Annotated in this window: 17 protein-coding genes and 1 riboswitch; of the genes, 9 read left to right on the top strand and 8 right to left on the bottom strand. The window is 33.5% G+C overall.

Features of this window, described 5'->3' with window-relative positions; genetic code table 11:
• Positions 1-5 precede the first annotated feature (5 nt).
• The 3 genes from FP432_RS05710 to rlmH all read left to right on the top strand — a co-directional run bounded on the left by FP432_RS05710 (position 6) and on the right by rlmH (position 3,121).
• Positions 6-803: an MBL fold metallo-hydrolase gene (locus FP432_RS05710; protein WP_265488360.1), complete on the top strand. Its 798-nt coding sequence runs from the start codon at positions 6-8 to the stop codon at positions 801-803.
• Positions 804-880: 77 nt separating this feature from the next.
• Positions 881-2,113, top strand: a complete 1,233-nt coding sequence (locus FP432_RS05705; protein ID WP_265488359.1) for a S1C family serine protease — start codon at positions 881-883, stop codon at positions 2,111-2,113.
• Between the two features lie 528 nt (positions 2,114-2,641).
• The gene (gene rlmH, locus FP432_RS05700) at positions 2,642-3,121 is read left to right on the top strand and encodes a 23S rRNA (pseudouridine(1915)-N(3))-methyltransferase RlmH (RefSeq protein WP_265488358.1); all 480 of its coding nucleotides are present in this window, start codon (positions 2,642-2,644) and stop codon (positions 3,119-3,121) included.
• Positions 3,122-3,132: 11 nt separating this feature from the next.
• On the opposite strand, the gene FP432_RS05695 is transcribed toward rlmH, so the two are convergent.
• Genes FP432_RS05695 through FP432_RS05685 form a run of 3 tightly spaced genes read right to left on the bottom strand, consistent with a single transcriptional unit; the run spans position 3,133 to position 5,684 of the window.
• Entirely contained in the window at positions 3,133-3,783 is a 651-nt protein-coding gene (locus tag FP432_RS05695; RefSeq protein WP_265488357.1) for an energy-coupling factor transporter transmembrane component T family protein, read from the bottom strand.
• Positions 3,773-5,146 carry an ATP-binding cassette domain-containing protein gene (locus FP432_RS05690; protein ID WP_265488356.1) on the bottom strand — a complete coding sequence of 458 codons (1,374 nt, stop codon included), beginning with the start codon at positions 5,144-5,146 and terminating at the stop codon, positions 3,773-3,775. Before FP432_RS05690 ends, FP432_RS05695 begins: the two co-directional genes overlap by 11 nt.
• Positions 5,127-5,684 (bottom strand): ECF transporter S component, encoded by a 558-nt coding sequence (locus FP432_RS05685; RefSeq protein WP_265488355.1) that lies wholly within the window; start codon positions 5,682-5,684, stop codon positions 5,127-5,129. The genes FP432_RS05690 and FP432_RS05685 overlap by 20 nt, the downstream gene beginning before the upstream one ends.
• 60 nt (positions 5,685-5,744) lie before the next feature.
• A riboswitch (TPP riboswitch) is annotated at positions 5,745-5,833 on the bottom strand.
• Between the two features lie 151 nt (positions 5,834-5,984).
• Between FP432_RS05685 and FP432_RS05680 the strand changes: the two genes are divergently transcribed.
• On the top strand, positions 5,985-6,926 hold the full coding sequence (locus tag FP432_RS05680; RefSeq protein ID WP_265488354.1) for a helix-turn-helix domain-containing protein: 942 nt from the start codon (positions 5,985-5,987) through the stop codon (positions 6,924-6,926).
• An 83-nt stretch (positions 6,927-7,009) separates the two neighbouring features.
• On the opposite strand, the gene FP432_RS05675 is transcribed toward FP432_RS05680, so the two are convergent.
• Positions 7,010-7,897 carry an SEC10/PgrA surface exclusion domain-containing protein gene (locus FP432_RS05675; protein ID WP_265488353.1) on the bottom strand — a complete coding sequence of 296 codons (888 nt, stop codon included), beginning with the start codon at positions 7,895-7,897 and terminating at the stop codon, positions 7,010-7,012.
• A gap of 370 nt (positions 7,898-8,267) precedes the next feature.
• Positions 8,268-9,680, bottom strand: coding sequence for a C39 family peptidase (locus tag FP432_RS05670; protein WP_265488352.1), 1,413 nt, complete (start codon positions 9,678-9,680; stop codon positions 8,268-8,270).
• Between the two features lie 202 nt (positions 9,681-9,882).
• Between FP432_RS05670 and FP432_RS05665 the strand changes: the two genes are divergently transcribed.
• Positions 9,883-10,698, top strand: coding sequence for a zinc ribbon domain-containing protein (locus FP432_RS05665; RefSeq protein WP_265488351.1), 816 nt, complete (start codon positions 9,883-9,885; stop codon positions 10,696-10,698).
• 65 nt (positions 10,699-10,763) lie between these two features.
• On the opposite strand, the gene htpX is transcribed toward FP432_RS05665, so the two are convergent.
• The 3 genes from htpX to FP432_RS05650 all read right to left on the bottom strand — a co-directional run bounded on the left by htpX (position 10,764) and on the right by FP432_RS05650 (position 13,429).
• A complete protein-coding gene (gene htpX, locus FP432_RS05660; protein WP_265488350.1) occupies positions 10,764-11,663 on the bottom strand; it encodes a zinc metalloprotease HtpX in 900 nt (299 codons plus the stop codon).
• On the bottom strand, positions 11,663-12,220 hold the full coding sequence (locus FP432_RS05655) for a LemA family protein (RefSeq protein WP_265488349.1): 558 nt from the start codon (positions 12,218-12,220) through the stop codon (positions 11,663-11,665). Before FP432_RS05655 ends, htpX begins: the two co-directional genes overlap by 1 nt.
• A gap of 102 nt (positions 12,221-12,322) precedes the next feature.
• On the bottom strand, positions 12,323-13,429 hold the full coding sequence (locus FP432_RS05650; RefSeq protein WP_265488348.1) for an SLC13 family permease: 1,107 nt from the start codon (positions 13,427-13,429) through the stop codon (positions 12,323-12,325).
• Positions 13,430-13,622: 193 nt separating this feature from the next.
• On the opposite strand from FP432_RS05650, the gene FP432_RS05645 reads away from it, so the two are divergent.
• From FP432_RS05645 to FP432_RS05630, 4 genes are all read left to right on the top strand, one after another.
• Positions 13,623-14,036: an iron-sulfur cluster biosynthesis family protein gene (locus FP432_RS05645; protein WP_265488347.1), complete on the top strand. Its 414-nt coding sequence runs from the start codon at positions 13,623-13,625 to the stop codon at positions 14,034-14,036.
• 98 nt (positions 14,037-14,134) lie between these two features.
• On the top strand, positions 14,135-14,275 hold the full coding sequence (locus tag FP432_RS05640; RefSeq protein WP_117118807.1) for a hypothetical protein: 141 nt from the start codon (positions 14,135-14,137) through the stop codon (positions 14,273-14,275).
• A gap of 128 nt (positions 14,276-14,403) precedes the next feature.
• Complete coding sequence (locus tag FP432_RS05635; protein WP_265488346.1) at positions 14,404-15,051, top strand: YfbR-like 5'-deoxynucleotidase; 648 nt, start codon at positions 14,404-14,406, stop codon at positions 15,049-15,051.
• A complete protein-coding gene (locus tag FP432_RS05630; RefSeq protein WP_265488345.1) occupies positions 15,052-15,975 on the top strand; it encodes an HNH endonuclease in 924 nt (307 codons plus the stop codon).
• The last annotated feature ends 90 nt before the right edge of the window (positions 15,976-16,065 follow it).

Here is a 16,065-nt window from a genome sequence, read left to right as displayed (position 1 = left end):
AAATCATGCGAGTTAGTGTACTTGCAAGTGGCTCAACAGGTAATACAACTTTAATCGAAACTAAGCAGCACAAGATTTTAATGGATGCAGGAATTTCTGGTAAAAAAACTAAAGAGGCACTTGCTAAGGTTGGAGTTGATATCAATGAAATTGATATGGTCTTTTTAAGCCATGATCATACAGACCACTCCGGTGGGTTAGGTGTCTTAATGCGCCGTTATCCACAGCTAAATGCTTTTGCAAATTCAGGAACTTGGCAGTACTTAATTGATACAAATAAAATTGGTAAGTTGCCAGTTGAACAAATTAATACTTTTGAACCAGGTCTAACGAAAACTTTTGGTGATTTAGAAGTAACCAGCTTTGCTACTAGCCATGATGCTGCAGAACCACAATATTATGTCTTTAAAAGTGATGGCAAAAGATTTGCTTGCTTAACTGATACCGGCTATGTTTCTAGCACTGTTAAAGGAGAAATTGTAGCTGCTGATGCCTATTTAATGGAATTTAATTATGATGATATGATGCTACGCAATGGTCCGTACTCTTGGTCTTTGAAGCAACGTATTATGTCTGATGTGGGACACTTATCTAATGAACAAGCTGCAGATACTTTACTTGATGTAGTAGATCGAAATACTAAAAAAATTTTCTTGGCACATCGTAGTCAACACAATAATACAGAAAGTTTAGCGCATAAAACAGCACAAGAGTATTTAGAAGAGGGAGATGCAAATCTTCCTGCTGATGTAAAAATTATTGATACTGAGCCTGATAAACCTAGTGAATTTCTTAAGATTTAAACTATTCCCTAAAAAGTGTTCACACTTTGTTCAAAGAATAAAATTACTCTAGTTGATAAAAGAAGAGGAGAAAAATTATGAACGAAGACACCCAAAATAGATCAAATAAACCAAATAATTCAAATAAAAATACCTTTCTTAAAACGGGAGTCATTGGTGTTGTTGCCGGCTTACTTGGTGGTGGAGTAGCCTATGCCGGCTTGTCTCAAGCTAATTCCAATAATTCAAATAGTTCTCAAACTGCAGTAGTTCAACCCGCAAAAACTACCAAAAGTAGTAAGAATACTAGTCAAGCTACTGTAGCTTTTGATAATGTAAAAAATGCAGTTGTTTCAGTTGAAAATTTGCAAAAAAAAGGCTCCTCAAACAGTAGTGATGTTTTCGGACTCTTTGATCGAGGAAATAGCTCTAGTTCTTCAAAATCTTCTAGTTTAGAAACTTATAGTGAAGGTTCTGGAGTAATTTATATGAAGTCTGACGGGAAAGGCTATATCGTAACTAATAATCATGTAGTTGAGGGTAGTGATGCCTTACAAGTAATTTTGAGTGATGGTAAAAAGGTTACTGCTAAGAAAGTTGGTTCGGATGCAGCAACTGATTTGGCAGTGCTAACAATCGATAGCAAATATGTTACTCAAACAGCTCAATTTGGCTCTTCTAAGAATTTACAACCAGGTGAAGAAGTAATTGCGGTCGGTTCACCATTAGGCAGTGAATATGCGACAAGTGTAACTCAAGGTATTATTTCAGCTAATAATCGAACAGTTGATATGACTGATTCTGATGGTAATGCTACCAGTCAAGCAACGGTCATTCAGACTGATGCAGCTATTAACCCGGGTAACTCAGGTGGTCCTTTAGTAAATATGGCGGGACAAGTAATTGGAATAAATTCGATGAAGTTAGCACAATCAACTGATGGAACAGCAGTTGAAGGAATGGGTTTTGCGATTCCAAGTGATGAAGTTGTTTCAATTATTAATGAGATAGTAAAGAACGGAAAAGTAGAACGTCCTACTTTGGGCATTAAGGTGGCAGCTGTTAGTGAACTGACTGATTATGGTCGGCGCCAATTAAAATTACCAGATAGTATAAAATCTGGTATCTATGTAGATTCTGTAACCAAGAATAGTAACGCTGCAAGAGCAGGTCTCAAAGCCAAAGATATTATTACCAAAGTTGATGGGAAGAGTGTCAGTGATGTTGCCGAATTACATACTATTTTATACAGTCATAAGGTTGGCGATACGGTTAATTTAGAAGTTGTTCGCAATGGTGGCACTAAAGAAATAAGTGTAAAACTTAGCTAAAGCGAAATTGCATTAATGTTTTTAATTTTAAGGGTAAAAGCCATAGTTTTGTCTAATACAAGTGCAAAGCTGTGGCTTTTTACGTACTATAAAAAAATATAATACCATAATATTCGTGTTTTATAGATAATAATAAGAAATGAGATATTGTCAAGTTGTGGGTAAATGTGGAAAACTCTGTGGATTGTGTATAAAAGTGCCAAAATAGTCTTTTTATTTGTGGATAACCTGTGAATTGTGTGTAAATAACTAACTTAATTACATTCTAATAAACAGGTGTTCACAGTGATATAGCTGGGTTTAAAGGATATTGTTTGTAAAAATTTTTAGATGAAGAAAAATGTGGAATAAAACTTATAAATAAATCTTAAATTTTTTATTTTTGAATTTTAAACATACAATTTATGGTAGGTAAGGCAGGATAAACACAAAATATAGATTTTAGAAATCCACAGTCTGGGGATAAAAGGTGTGGACGGAATGTCAATATGAGGATAAAATAGATAAGCTGAGAAAAAAGGAGTCCCTATGAATATTAAGATTGTATGTGTTGGTAAACTAAAAGAAAAATACTTTAAGGATGGTATTGCTGAATATCTTAAACGGATGGATCGGTATGCGAAGATGAAAATCGTGCAAGTTTCTGACGAAAAAGCCCCCGAAAAGCTTAGTCCGGCTGAAATGGAACAGGTTAAACAAATCGAGGGTGAAAGGATTCTAAGTAAAATAAAAGATAAAGAATACGTCTATGTCACTGCAATTAAGGGAAAAGAACGTACAAGTGAAGAATTTGCCAAAGAAATTCAAGACTTGGCCACTTACGGTCATTCAGATATTACGTTCGTAATTGGAGGCAGTTTAGGTACGAGTGATGCAGTCAATAAGCGTGCTGATGACTTGATTAGTTTTGGTAAGTTTACAATGCCGCATCAATTAATGCGGTTAGTCTTGAGCGAACAAATTTATCGTGCTTTTATGATTAATAATGGTAGTCCCTATCATAAATAATTAGAGCTAACTTAGAAGAAAAAAATGATTGGTTGAACGAGGATTAAGATACCCAGAAAAAATAACCAATCTTTTTTTGTTATTAAAATTGGTTGGAGGTTGCTTCGAGACTGGTTTTCGCGATAGCCATGAGCGAGCATCCCTTGACTTAATCCTTGTGCCCAAGCCAAAGCTACGAGGATAGCTTTAAAATACAAGCGTGGAGACCAAAATGATAAATTTGTGCCACGCATTTGTGCCGCATAATGTATCTTAGTAACTTCTTCTTTCATTTTTGGGATAACGTTAAAAGCAGCTAAGGTTCCATAGGCAAATTTACTGGGCAAATGGAGATTTTGTTCAAGTGATCGGGATAATTGACTAGGACTGGTGGTAAGCGTTAAGCATGCCCCTAAAAATACAAATACATAGAGTCTTGTAAATAAAGTCCAAGCATAGAAAAGATTGTGATCGGGCGCAAAGAAGTAAAGGGCTGAAAAGATGGCGATTGCTCCTAATAAAGGAAAGAAAAGAATAAGCAAGAATTCTTTCAAGGATAAGTGATGAAGGAGAAGAAAAATTAATGCTCCGACAATCAAAATTAAATTAGCCCAAAGTGTAGGTTTAAATGAAATTTCAAGAGAAATTATTAGAATTAAAATTAGTTTTAAGCTAGGATTCATTAATAGCCTCCGTTAGATAAGTGAGTTTACCGGCTTTGAGCGTCAAATGATAATTAAACAAGTTAGCTAAATTATCTATTTGGTGACTGATTAAGATTAATCCTTTGTTAGAATCCTTTTGTCCTAAAAAGTAGGTTTTCAGTAAATGGATTAGCAGGCTTTTACTTTTTTGATCAAGGCCCGCAAAGGGTTCATCTAATAATAAGAAGGTAGGGTTAGCTAATAACATGATTAAAAGCTGTAATTTCTTTTTTTGACCACCTGATAAAGAATAGATTACTTGTTGATCATGATTATTTAAGTTAATTAAAGCTAGTAACTCATCAATAGTCGCATTTTTTAAAGTAGGGTTATTACAGTGCGATAAACTGAATTGTAATTCTTCTCTTACTGTGACCATTAAGAATTGATCATTTGGATTTTGAAAGATATGCCCAACTTGTTGGAAGTATTGGCTGTTTTTAATCCTTTGAATATCTGTTCCATGTAGAAATATTTGACCTTGGTAGGGATGCATTTTTGTAAGTGACTTAAAGAATGAAGTTTTACCACTCCCATTTGCTCCAGTTAAAAGAGTGGCACCAGAATATAGGGTTAAATTCTCTTGCTTAATTAAGGTTTGTTTTTGATTACTCATAGAAAAATTCTGTAACTCCAAAATAGGAGTAGATTTACTAGGTACAAGATAATTAATTGCTTTGGAATTGCTTGTAGGAATACTTTTGGAAGGCAAAAGGTTTATTTGGTGATTATCACACCAATAAATTTGGTCTACTAAGTGGTCATAGTGAGAAAAATCATGATCACTAATTATGATAGTTGTATCAGTTTCTTTTAAAAGGGCTAATTGCTTAAGCAAGAAGACCCGATTGCTAGGATCGCAACTTGCAAAGGGTTCATCTAAAAGAAGTAATTTTGGCTGCATTGCCATGGCGATGGCAAAGGCAACTCGCTGCTTTTCGCCGCCAGATAAAACAGTAAAAGGGCGCTCAAGCAGATGCTGAATTTTAGTTTGCTGCACTGCTTGCTTAATCCGCTTTTGTGCTTGGGCTTTTGTGAGCTTAAGATTCTCTAAAGTAAAAGTAAATTCTTGGGCTGGTGTGGTCATAGTGAATTGCTCATCAGGGTTTTGAAAGATCATACTCCATTTAGCAGGTTGATTGGTAATTTCACCTTGATAGATCTGACCACCAAAAGTTGGATAGAGTTTTGCGAGTAATTTTAAAAAAGTAGATTTTCCGCTTCCACTAGGTCCTCCGAGTAACGAAAAGGTGGATAGAGGAATAGTAAGAGAAAGATTATTGAATAGTAAAGAATTAGGTTTAAAACCAAAACTTAAGTTTTTAATTTTGATTGATGACATGAGCTTTCTCCAAAAGATTAATGATTAATTTAACAAAAAAGCAACTAAAAATGAGCATTGAACACCAACGAACTAGAAAATAAAGGCAAATATTGAAGGTAGAAAAATAATTGTAACCATTTTTAAAAAAATCATATAAGTAGGTAACGATAGTCGTTGTTGTTGCTGATAAAAAAAGGGTAAAAGTGTTATAGAGGCGATAACCAGTAAGGATAAAACCTAATTCATTACCCAAACCTTGCATAAAACCAGAAATTAAATTAGCAATTCCCCATTCTGCCATAATAAAAGTCTCAACACAGGAACTAAGAAATTCGCCTAAAAAGGCTGCTCCAGGTTTTTTTATTAAGAAACTTGCAAGTGGACCACCCATACACCAAATTCCAATTGTTAGGTCATTTGCTAATGGTCCATAGCCCAGAGGAGTTAAGAGTAAGGTTAAAATGTTATAAAGTGTATCACTTGCAATGTAAATAAAACCAAAAATTATTGCAATTAAAGTAATTAAGACGATATCGTTTAGATGAATTTTGCTCATAATACTCCAATCTATGAGTAAAGAAAAAGTCCACCCCTAAAGAGGTGGACTTTTGTTAGTCAAAAATTAAATCATTTTTCCTACGTTGATATTAATCAAACAGGTTCAATGGGTATAATCTCAGCACAATGGCACCCCAAAATGTTTTTTATTCAGATGTTAGTAGTTTAATTTCAGGAAAAGTTAGACTTACCCTTAATTTGTAATTTTTTAAAGTACAATAAGTACGCGTGTACTGTTATTATAATACCTTAATTTATAGTCAGAGTAAATTAAAAGGGAAGGGAGGCCGGAATACTAATGACCACATTCTCAATTGGTCATTATCTAGATACTACATTAAAGAAGGATAATAGTAAAAAATCAGAAATTAAAATTGATTCAAAGAATAGTAATTTTATTTGGTATAAGCTTTTTGTAGAAAAGCGTCATTTAGATTGGAAAGAATATGTAACTTCTACTCCAACTTTATTATTTTGCTTAACAGGAGAAGTTGAGATTCAAACTTTGAAACATAGGTTTAAGCTTCATAGTGGTAATATGATCTTATTTAAACCACAAATGACTTATCAAGTAAAAATTAAGACTGAAGAAACTATTTTTGTAAAACTTAAAACATCTTCTTACTTTTCATGGGATCGAATATTCAGTGAAATGGGTCATCCTACTACTGAAGAAGAAGCGGTAAAAAAATCTTTTACAGAGAAGTATAAGGATAATGGTTTTATCAAATTAGAGAATAATAATATCATGTTAAGTAATCAAGTACTTAACCGAGCGATTGAAGAATATATTCAGGGAAGAATGTATGTTACGCCAATAGATTTAGCTTACTTACGCTTGCTTGTCTTCTTTTCCTTTCGTGAACAATTCTTTGTTACTTTACCAACGGCTAAAACGGGTGGTTTTAACCCGGAAGTGCTCACTCAGTATATTGATACTAATTTTGCTGATATTAGCCTAGAAGATGCCGCAAATTACTTTGGTTTTAATAAAAATTACTTTTCAAGCCTAGTAAAAGAAAAAACGGGACAAAGTTTTATGGAGCAGGTGGATGAACGTCGGATGAAAGAGGCAATAACTCTTTTGAGTGATCCTGATATCTCGCTAAAAGAAATAATTAAACACCTAGGATACTCCAGTAAATCCTTCTTTTATAAGAAATTCAATAATTATTTTGGAATGACACCAACGGAAATGAGAAAAAAGCTTATCAAAGATAATGATTTTCATAATTTTTAAAATAAAAAACCGAGATATTAATATCTCGGTTTTTATATGCTTATTATTTAATCGATAAAGACATGTATATTTAGGAAAAACAATTAGATGTTTGCCTTAGTGTTAAATACACGGCGGTTGGCAATGTATCTGTCTGCAACACCCATGAAGTGAACAGAAATTCTTGACTTGTTGTTCTTTAAGCCTGAGAAACTAAGACCAAAGTACTTAGTAGGAGCATCAGCACCCTTTAAACTTCTAAGACCTAATAAGTCACCAGCGTGTTCCCATTCAGTGTAATGTGAAGCATCATTGAAGTTGGTCATTGAACCATAGAAACCACCGAATAACATTTGTTTAACGTTAAAGTAAATTTGTTCCTTTAAGGCGTACATGCTACGAACAGAACCGTTAAATTGTGAAGTAATTGGAAGACCTGATTCATCTTCGTAAACTTGACCAGCATTCTTTAAACCAGAAGCAACAGCTGCACGAGTAATACCAGCAACGTAGTGATCAGCATCCCAATCGCTCTTACCGTTGTTAGTGTATTCTTTAGCAACTCTATCGGCAAATGCCATAGCTGAAGTGTTAAGAACCCAAGCCTTCTTACCCATTTGGCTACGAGCTGAGTTAATTAAGCTTAAAGCGTAACGGTTAATTTCAACTTTTTGACTCCAAGTCATGTTAGTAGTGTTAACCATAGTAGTTTTATCTTTAGCATTGTTGTCGTAGAAGTTGTTTTGCTTCATACCTTGTTGAGAAGCTTGAACTAAAGCTCTCTTGTCAGCGCTAGAAATGCGGTTGTTGTTTACGTTTAAAATTCTTCTTGCAGTGTAACCAGCTGGTAAAGTAATTCTGGTTTGTTCAGTAGTAGCAGCGTGAACAGTTTCAGTCTTAACAGAATTATTTACTTGGTTAATAGTAGTAACTCCACCAACAGTTAATAAAGCGGCAATAGAAATTTTAGATAACAATTTAACGTTCTTCATAGATATTCTTCTCAACTTTCTAAAATAGTTAGTAACATGTTTTTCTCTTTTTCTCTCAACATCCTTATAGTACCAGGTTTTTAGAGCATGTCTAGGCGTGTATAGTGTTAAATAACAATATGTTATAAATAACAATTACACCTGTTATTTTTGAAGGCAAAGAGATTACTCATTAGGTAATAGGTGTTATTTTAAAAAGTGAGAAATAAATAATTTCAAAAAAATTTTCAAAAAATCCAAAATATATAAAAAAGGAATGGAATTACAAGTGTTATAAAATAAGATACTGATTTTACAGGGCTTTTAGGCAAAAATAGATACAAAAAAACGCATCAATCGTTGATGCGTTTTTTTATTATTAATTATTAAATTATTGAATGGTTAAAGCGTTGTTACCATTACGGTAAGCAAATTCACGACTTAATGAACTATAGCTTACCCATGAAATAGGACCAAGGTCATAGCCATTGTAGACACCTTCACGTTGTCCCCCGCCACCTTTGTAGAAGTGTTTGTATTGGTAAAGTGGGTCGTGAACTAAGAAAGTATTATTAGCAGGGTTATAACCGAAGATTACTTTACAGTGATTTCTTGCTTTATTACCACCACCATCATAAGATGACCAGCCATAGTAAAGAACTGGGTGACCAGCTTCGATTAGTTTGGCAATAGTGTTTAAGTTAGCACCTGAAATGTCTTTAATCTTTGCGTCACCTAAAGCGTGAGCATAATCGGCTAAAGCTTTGGAGTTGATGACACTCTTAAAACCAGCACCAGTGTAAGGATTACCGATTTGACCACCATGGTTGTTTTGAGGTAAGTGATCTTGCATATATTTTAATTTTTGTGCTTCAGTAGTACCTGGAACATTCTTCCAGTTACCATCATATTTCATCAGCATTGATAATGCTGATGAAGCACAACCCCATGGAGCAAAGACTGGATTATATTGGCTAGTATAAAATTCTTGTGAACTAGCATTATTTTTCAATACAGCATATCTACTAGTAGCAGTTCCTTCAATTACATATGAACTATCTACCCATTGGTTACCGCCAAGGTTGTAAAAAGTTTTATTGTTAAAATTCTTTTTGCCAAAAGCATTCCAAGCTGACCCATTTGGTAAAGTCTTGCCGGCTAACTTGAGGCTATTTCCATTTTGAGCCCAAACAGCAATACCATAATGAGGTGTATAAGCTACCACAACAAAAGAATTCTTTGCTAGTGGGGTCATATTACTATTATTAGTATTAGATGGGGTAGGTTTTGAATTTACATTAACTATGTACTTGCTGAAAACCCATTGATTGCCACCTAAATTATAGAGGCGATCATTATTGACATCAGTATAACCGTATACCTTCCAAGTTGAGCCACTGCTTAAACGGCGGGGAGCAATCCAACTTACAGATTTGTCTTCATTAAGTTTCCAAAGGTTAACACCGTAACCAGGTGCATAATTAATTTTACCGGTAAATTCTTGTTTTACTGCGGGAACAGTAGTATTGACTGTTGCTACTGCTTTATTTTGATTAGCAGTATTGGCAGAATTACTAGTATTAGTAGATGGTTGAGTATTTGTAGTAGCTTGAGCGGTTTGATTAGTAGCTGAAGTACTATTAACTGTGCTTGTATTACTACTATTTTGGTTTGCAGTAGTGGTTGCAGTGGTTGATTGAGCTGTTGAATTATCAATTGTATCAGCATGAGCATTGCCTGAACTTACGCCCAAAACACCAGCTGCAAACAAGGCTGACATTAACATTGCAGATCTTGTTTTCATTGTTTTCTCCTCTAAAAATATATTTCAAAAGCAACTATATCATAAATTTATAAAAATTAAAGATAATTTTAAAATAATAACTAAAGTAGGATTGAGAAGTAACTAGCTAAGTAAATAAAACTTCTTAATTGATATACAAATTATGCTTTAAAACGGGTATAATCAAAAAAGTAAAAATTATATTATATTGAGGAGTTTTAAAATGAAAAAATGTCCGAATTGTGGTGCAGAAGTTGAAGCAGATTCTAAATTTTGTACAAATTGTGGTGCCCAACTACAAGAAAATGTAGCTCCAGAATCAGCTTCAGCTCAACCTCAACCAGGAGCACAACGAGCAGTCCCAGCTCAACCAAATGGTTTTACCTTATATTGGAAGTGGTTAGTCGATTCTTGGAAGCGACCAACAGCTAAGTTAGATACTGAAAAATGGTATGGAATTACTAATATTTTAGTGGTAATTCTTTTGATTACTTTAACTTGTTGGCGACTCTTATCTGGAATTGTAACTAAGAGTATTAATTCTATGAGTGGTTCCATGGGAGATATCAGTGAAACAGCAGAACATTATGCCAATAATGCTTTAGGTGGTAGCATTGCAAATATTTCAATCAGTATTTTCTTTGCTATTTTAATTGGAGTTGCTTGTTTTATCGGCTTTGGTATTTTAGGACGTAAGTTTATCTATGGCGAACAAATTGATGTTTTAGCTTATATTAATTCAATTGCTCAATACAGTAACTATAATGTTGCAATAAGTCTGTTAATGTTCTTGTTAGCATTAATTTCAGTAGATTCAGTTAAATTTATTGGATTTTTGTTTGTAATTTTATATTACGTTTTCTTAACTGCCGTTTTAGTCCCAGTTATTGGTAATGGCAAAGAGAAGAACGATAAAGTTTGGGGTACATTAATTACCTTTTTAGGCTTAGTTATTGGTAGTTTAATTGCCTACTTTATTGCTAAATCAGCAATTATGACAGTTGTTAACCAATTATTAAGTTCACTTAAGCTATTTTAATTAATAAATAAAAAGGCAACAGCCATAGTACCTATTTTTGGTACTATGGCTGTTGTCCTTTTTTATTACATTTTTTCTAAGCGTTTGATTCGATCTGCAGTTGGGGGATGAGTATCAAATAAATGAGACCAACCTTGGTTATGGAAGGGATTTTCAATATACATACCTGCACTTGAACGATCCGCCTTTTTCATAGGTTTACCACCCGAGATTTTTTCTAAAGCAGAGATTAAGCCGTGAGGATTTCTTGTTAGCTCAACAGAACCAGCATCAGCTAAATATTCTCTATTTCGCGAGAGTGCCATTTGGGCTAATGAAGCAGAGAGTGGCCCCAGAATAAAAACAAAAACAACTGCAATTATTTTGAAGATTGCTTCTACTGGACTCATATTCTTTTCGTCATTATCTCTTTTATTATTGCCACCAAACCACCAAACGTATCTAGCAGCGTAACTTGAAATAAAGGAAATAACTCCAACTAAGACTACTCCAATGGTAGAAACTAAAATATCATAGTTACGAATGTGAGAAAATTCGTGACCTAAAACACCTTCGAGTTCTTCGCGATTTAAGCCTTCTCGCAACCCAGATGTCACTGCTACCGCACTATGCTTTGGATCACGTCCAGTAGCAAAAGCATTTGGACTAGGATCATTGATAATATAAACTTTTGGCATCGGTACTTGAGCAACCAGTGCCATATCTTCAACTATGTGCCAGAGCTCAGGATCATCTTGTTCATGAATTTCGCGACCATGATTCATGCTCATGACTAAGTTAGCAGGGTTATGTAAGACAATTGCTAAATAAACTAAACTACCTAAAACGGCCCAAATTATACCTACCACAGCATTATTAGCAAAAATATATCCTGCCCCAGCTCCTACTAAAGCTAAGATAAGTATAAAGATAATTAATAAAAAGGTTGTTTTACGTTTATTACGCGCAATTTGTTGGTATAACATTAGAACTTAACTTGTGGAACTTCCTTTTCTGTAGCTGGGGTTTCAAGATAGTCCATCTTTTGGAAGTGGTGAAGGTTAGCCACAATATTTGATGGAAAAGTTACTAGTTTTTCATCATAAAAAGCAACTGATGAATTGTAAAGTTGGCGAGAATAAGCAATTTTGTTTTCAGTATTAGTCAATTCTTCTTGAAGGTTTAAGAAATTTTGATTGGCCTTTAAGTTAGGATAATTTTCTGAAAGAGCAAAAATTGTCTTTAATGAATTAGTTAATTCGTCAGAAACTTTCATTTTTTCAGTATGATCACTAGCTGGAATCTGGGTTAATTGATTACGTAGTTGAACCACTTTTTCAAAAGTTTCACTTTCGTGTTTGGCATATCCTTTTACTGTTTCAACCAAGTTAGGAATTAAATCATTACGGCGCTTTAGTTGCACATCAATTTGACTCCAAGCTTCTTGTGCATGAATTTTTGATTTTTGTAAACCATTATATACACCAATGTAAATACCAATAATTAAAATTAAAATGATAATAATAATCCACATTAAAGTCATAGTTTCCTCCATATATTATAATGGTAAAAATTTATTATATTTTACCTAATCTAGCTGTATAAAAAAAGACATACTTAGTATGTCTTTAAAATAAATTAAAATCTAGTATATAAAATCTAATATTAACCAGCCAAAAATTGTCAGCACTAATAAGCCGAAGAATTGGAGTGCAGAGAAGATCCAGAAAAATCTACTTTTTGAAACGGTACCATTTTCTGCAAATGACTTAAAGACTAACATGTTGGCCATTGACCCAATAATTGAACCAAAACCACCAATATTTGAACCTAAGAATAAAGATTCAGCAAAACCAGTAAATTTTCCAATTAAGATGGTTGAAGGTACGTTTGAAATAAATTGACTGGAAATGATGGAGGTTAAGTAAACAGAATGTTCAGAGAACATGGTGTGACGTACGATTGCTATTACAAGAGGCACTTGTTGAATATCACTAATAAAGATAAAGAAGCAAGTGAAAGTTAATAGTAAGGCATAGTCTAGATGCAATAAGATTTTGGGATTAATAATGATTGCTAAAATAATCGCTATAATTGCAGGAACATAGGCGGGTACAATATTAAAAACTCCAAAAAAGAAAAAGATTGCTACCAAGATGGTTAAAATAGTTGGACGCCAACTAATGCGCACATTTTCCAAAGGAACAGAAGAGATAGGAGAATTTTTTACTCCAAAAAGCAGTCCTGTAATTAAAATTAAGCTCGCAATTAAAAGAGGAATAGACCAACCAAAAAATCTCTGAGGAGTAACAGAATAAGTATTAACAATAAAAATATTATGAGGATTACCCCATGGTGTAAAAGCAGCCCCAATATTTGCTCCCATACCAATTAAAGTAACTGGCAAAATTTCAGGCAAATGATGCTTGTGAGCAATTGTTAAATATAAAGGTATTAAGGTTAAAACGGTAATATCATTAGTTAAGAACATCGCTGATATTACTGATAAGAATGTAAAGATAGCAGTTAATCTTCTCGTTGTTCGTGCACTAGTAGTTAATTTGTATGCTAGTACATCAAGAACGTGTAGATAAGAAAAGATTTGAATAATTGCCAGCATTGCAAGAATTGAATATAGGGTATGAAAATTAATATCCTGTATTCGTGGTCTAGCAAAAAAAAGACTGACAATTGTCAGTACGGCCGTTACCTGAAGGATACGGTCCCGTGCGATATTCTTGATGACGGTCATTGAGTTCCCCTCTTAATAACTTAAATCAACATATTCTATTTTGAACTCTTTTGCCTCAGTTCGCAACAGTTCTCAGCGCTTTTTTATGATACAAATTATGAATTAAGGAATTTTTTAGGCAAAAAGCTAATATAATTCACTATTTGTTGCTATACTTTAGTTAGTAAATGACATAGTTCCAAGGAGGGATTATATGATTGATAAAAATAATGTACAACTTAAAATTAAAGAACCAGCTCAAGAATTGATTAAATCTAAAATTAAACCAGGTTCAATCGTTTTACTCGCTCTTAATGATGGTTCAAATGCTTATTCTAAACTTGGTGGAACTTGTACTATTGGTGCCAATTTTCAATTAGTAGTTTTAAATGAAAAAGATCCTCATTACGATATTAAGGTAAAGAATAATATGGACTTAGATCTTTATACTTCCGGGGATGAATTACAATTTCTCGAAAATGGACTAGTATTAAATGCTAGAAACGCAGTTTTATCTCTTTCAAGTGATGAGGGAATTATTGATGGGGCAGTTACTATTAATACGGACAGTGCTAATAAGAAGTTAACTAAGGAAGAAATGAAAAATTTAGGTGGAAAAATCTGCTAATTTCCTTTAATTTCAAAGTCTTCTTGCTATTTGAGTCTTGTTCATGATAAGATAATAAAAGATTTTCGAAAATTTTAATTGAGAGGAAGTATAGATCTATGCGTAAAGGTGAAAACTATAACACTGGTGTTACTCCTAACTTAAGACCTAAGAACAAGAAGAACTCCAAGGCACGTGTAAAGAGAGCTGCAGAAGTTGTTGCTTTCTTAAACAAAGCTGCCGCTGATGAAAACAAGTAATTAATTTTACAAAAAAGAGAGAATGTAATTTTTACATTCTCTCTTTTTTTATTTGCATTGATTTATTACTTTTGATAATATAGTGAAAATTTTATATTGATTAGTAGTAATGAAAGGGAGTAAATAAAATGGGCTTAAATGCATATATTCAAGGATTTAATAGTTTGGAATCAATTGACCGTGCACCAGGATATTTTAAGTATCAACATCATTCAGTTGCTGATCACTCATTCAGAACTGCTGAACTTGCTCAAATGATGGGTGATATTGAAGAAGTTATTGGTGGTAAAGAAGTTAATTGGAAATCTTTATATGAAAAAAGTCTTAATCATGACTATACTGAACGTTTTATTGGTGATATTAAGACACCAGTTAAATATGCTACACCAGAACTTAGAAAAATGATTGGTGAAGTTGAAGAAACGATGACCGATAAGTTTATTAAGGATGAAATACCTGAAGAATTCCAAGAAATTTATCGTAAACGTTTGTCTGAAGCCAAAGATGATACTTTAGAAGGAAAGATTTTATCGGTTTGTGATAAGTTAGATCTATTGTATGAAGCATATGGTGAAATTGAGCTCGGAAATCCTAATCCAGTGTATATGCAAATGTTTAGAGAAAGCTTAGAGACAATTAAGGCTTTTGATGATCTAGTTTGTGTTCAATACTTTATCAAAAAAATTTTACCAGACCTTTTTGAAGGAGACTTTGCAGCTAAAGATAAGATGCAAAGAATTGCTTTTAGTATTTTATTAATGGGAGATCAAGATTAATTGAAGTTACAGTGTGCTTCATGTGGCTTAAGAATAAATAGTTTACATTTTAAACAAGATGGATTGATTAATCCAAAATTAACGAGTATTTGCGATATCTGCCTTTCACGAGGACTAGAACCAAATGACTATGAAAATAAAGTAGTTCAAGACTTAGCTTTAATTATGCTATATGGCTACACGGGGAAGAAAACTACTAGTCTAAACTTAGAAGAAGAAAATTTCTTAGTTAAGCCGGACCAGCGAAAAGCGTATGAAGCCTTTATTCAAGATTATGATGGTAATGAAGTGGCTCAACAGCAAGTAACACGTGACAGCTTTAATCAGGCTGTCGCAAAGAGTGAAGATCAAATAATTGATTATGTCCCGAGAAATAATGTAGATTTTGCAGTTAATATGCAAAATTTAGGCTTAGAAATTAATTTTTCTTTGAATGAATTAGATTATATTGAGCGGGAACAAATTAGGCGTAAATATAATTATCGGTGTCAATATTGTGGACGTAAGGGCACTAGTGTTGACCATAAAGATCCGGTTTCTTTATCGCAAAACAATGATCCAGAAAACTTGATCCTATCATGCAGTGAATGTAATCGCATTAAGTCTAATATGCCTTATGACTTGTTTGTAGAACTAAATAATCGTTTAACGACAGTTAATGAGCGTTTAGTTCAATATGAGAATACTCTAGCAAATTTGAAAGAAGAATTTGTACAAGCGAAACGTGACTTGGCAGGTCAGGTTCACTTACGTGGTGTGATTAATGATCCAGAATTAAATGCAATGCGGAAGCAAAATAAAAAGTTACATGATGCAATTGACAGTTTGCAGAGTGATTATGATGCTTTGCGCAATACGAGAAAAAATTATTTTGAATCTGGGTGGAAATTGGCTAAAGAAAACCAAAGCAACGATATTATTTAAGAGAGGAATTGGACCTCTCTTTTTTGATAAGTAATTTAAGTTGAGAAATTTTAGGTATAATAAAATTGAGAAAATTTAAGTTAAGGAGTT

The organism is Lactobacillus sp. PV034 (assembly GCF_014522305.1).
GTDB lineage: Bacteria > Bacillota > Bacilli > Lactobacillales > Lactobacillaceae > Lactobacillus.
Note: the sequence above shows the minus strand (reverse complement) of the source record. Positions and strands in the feature narration are given on the sequence as shown.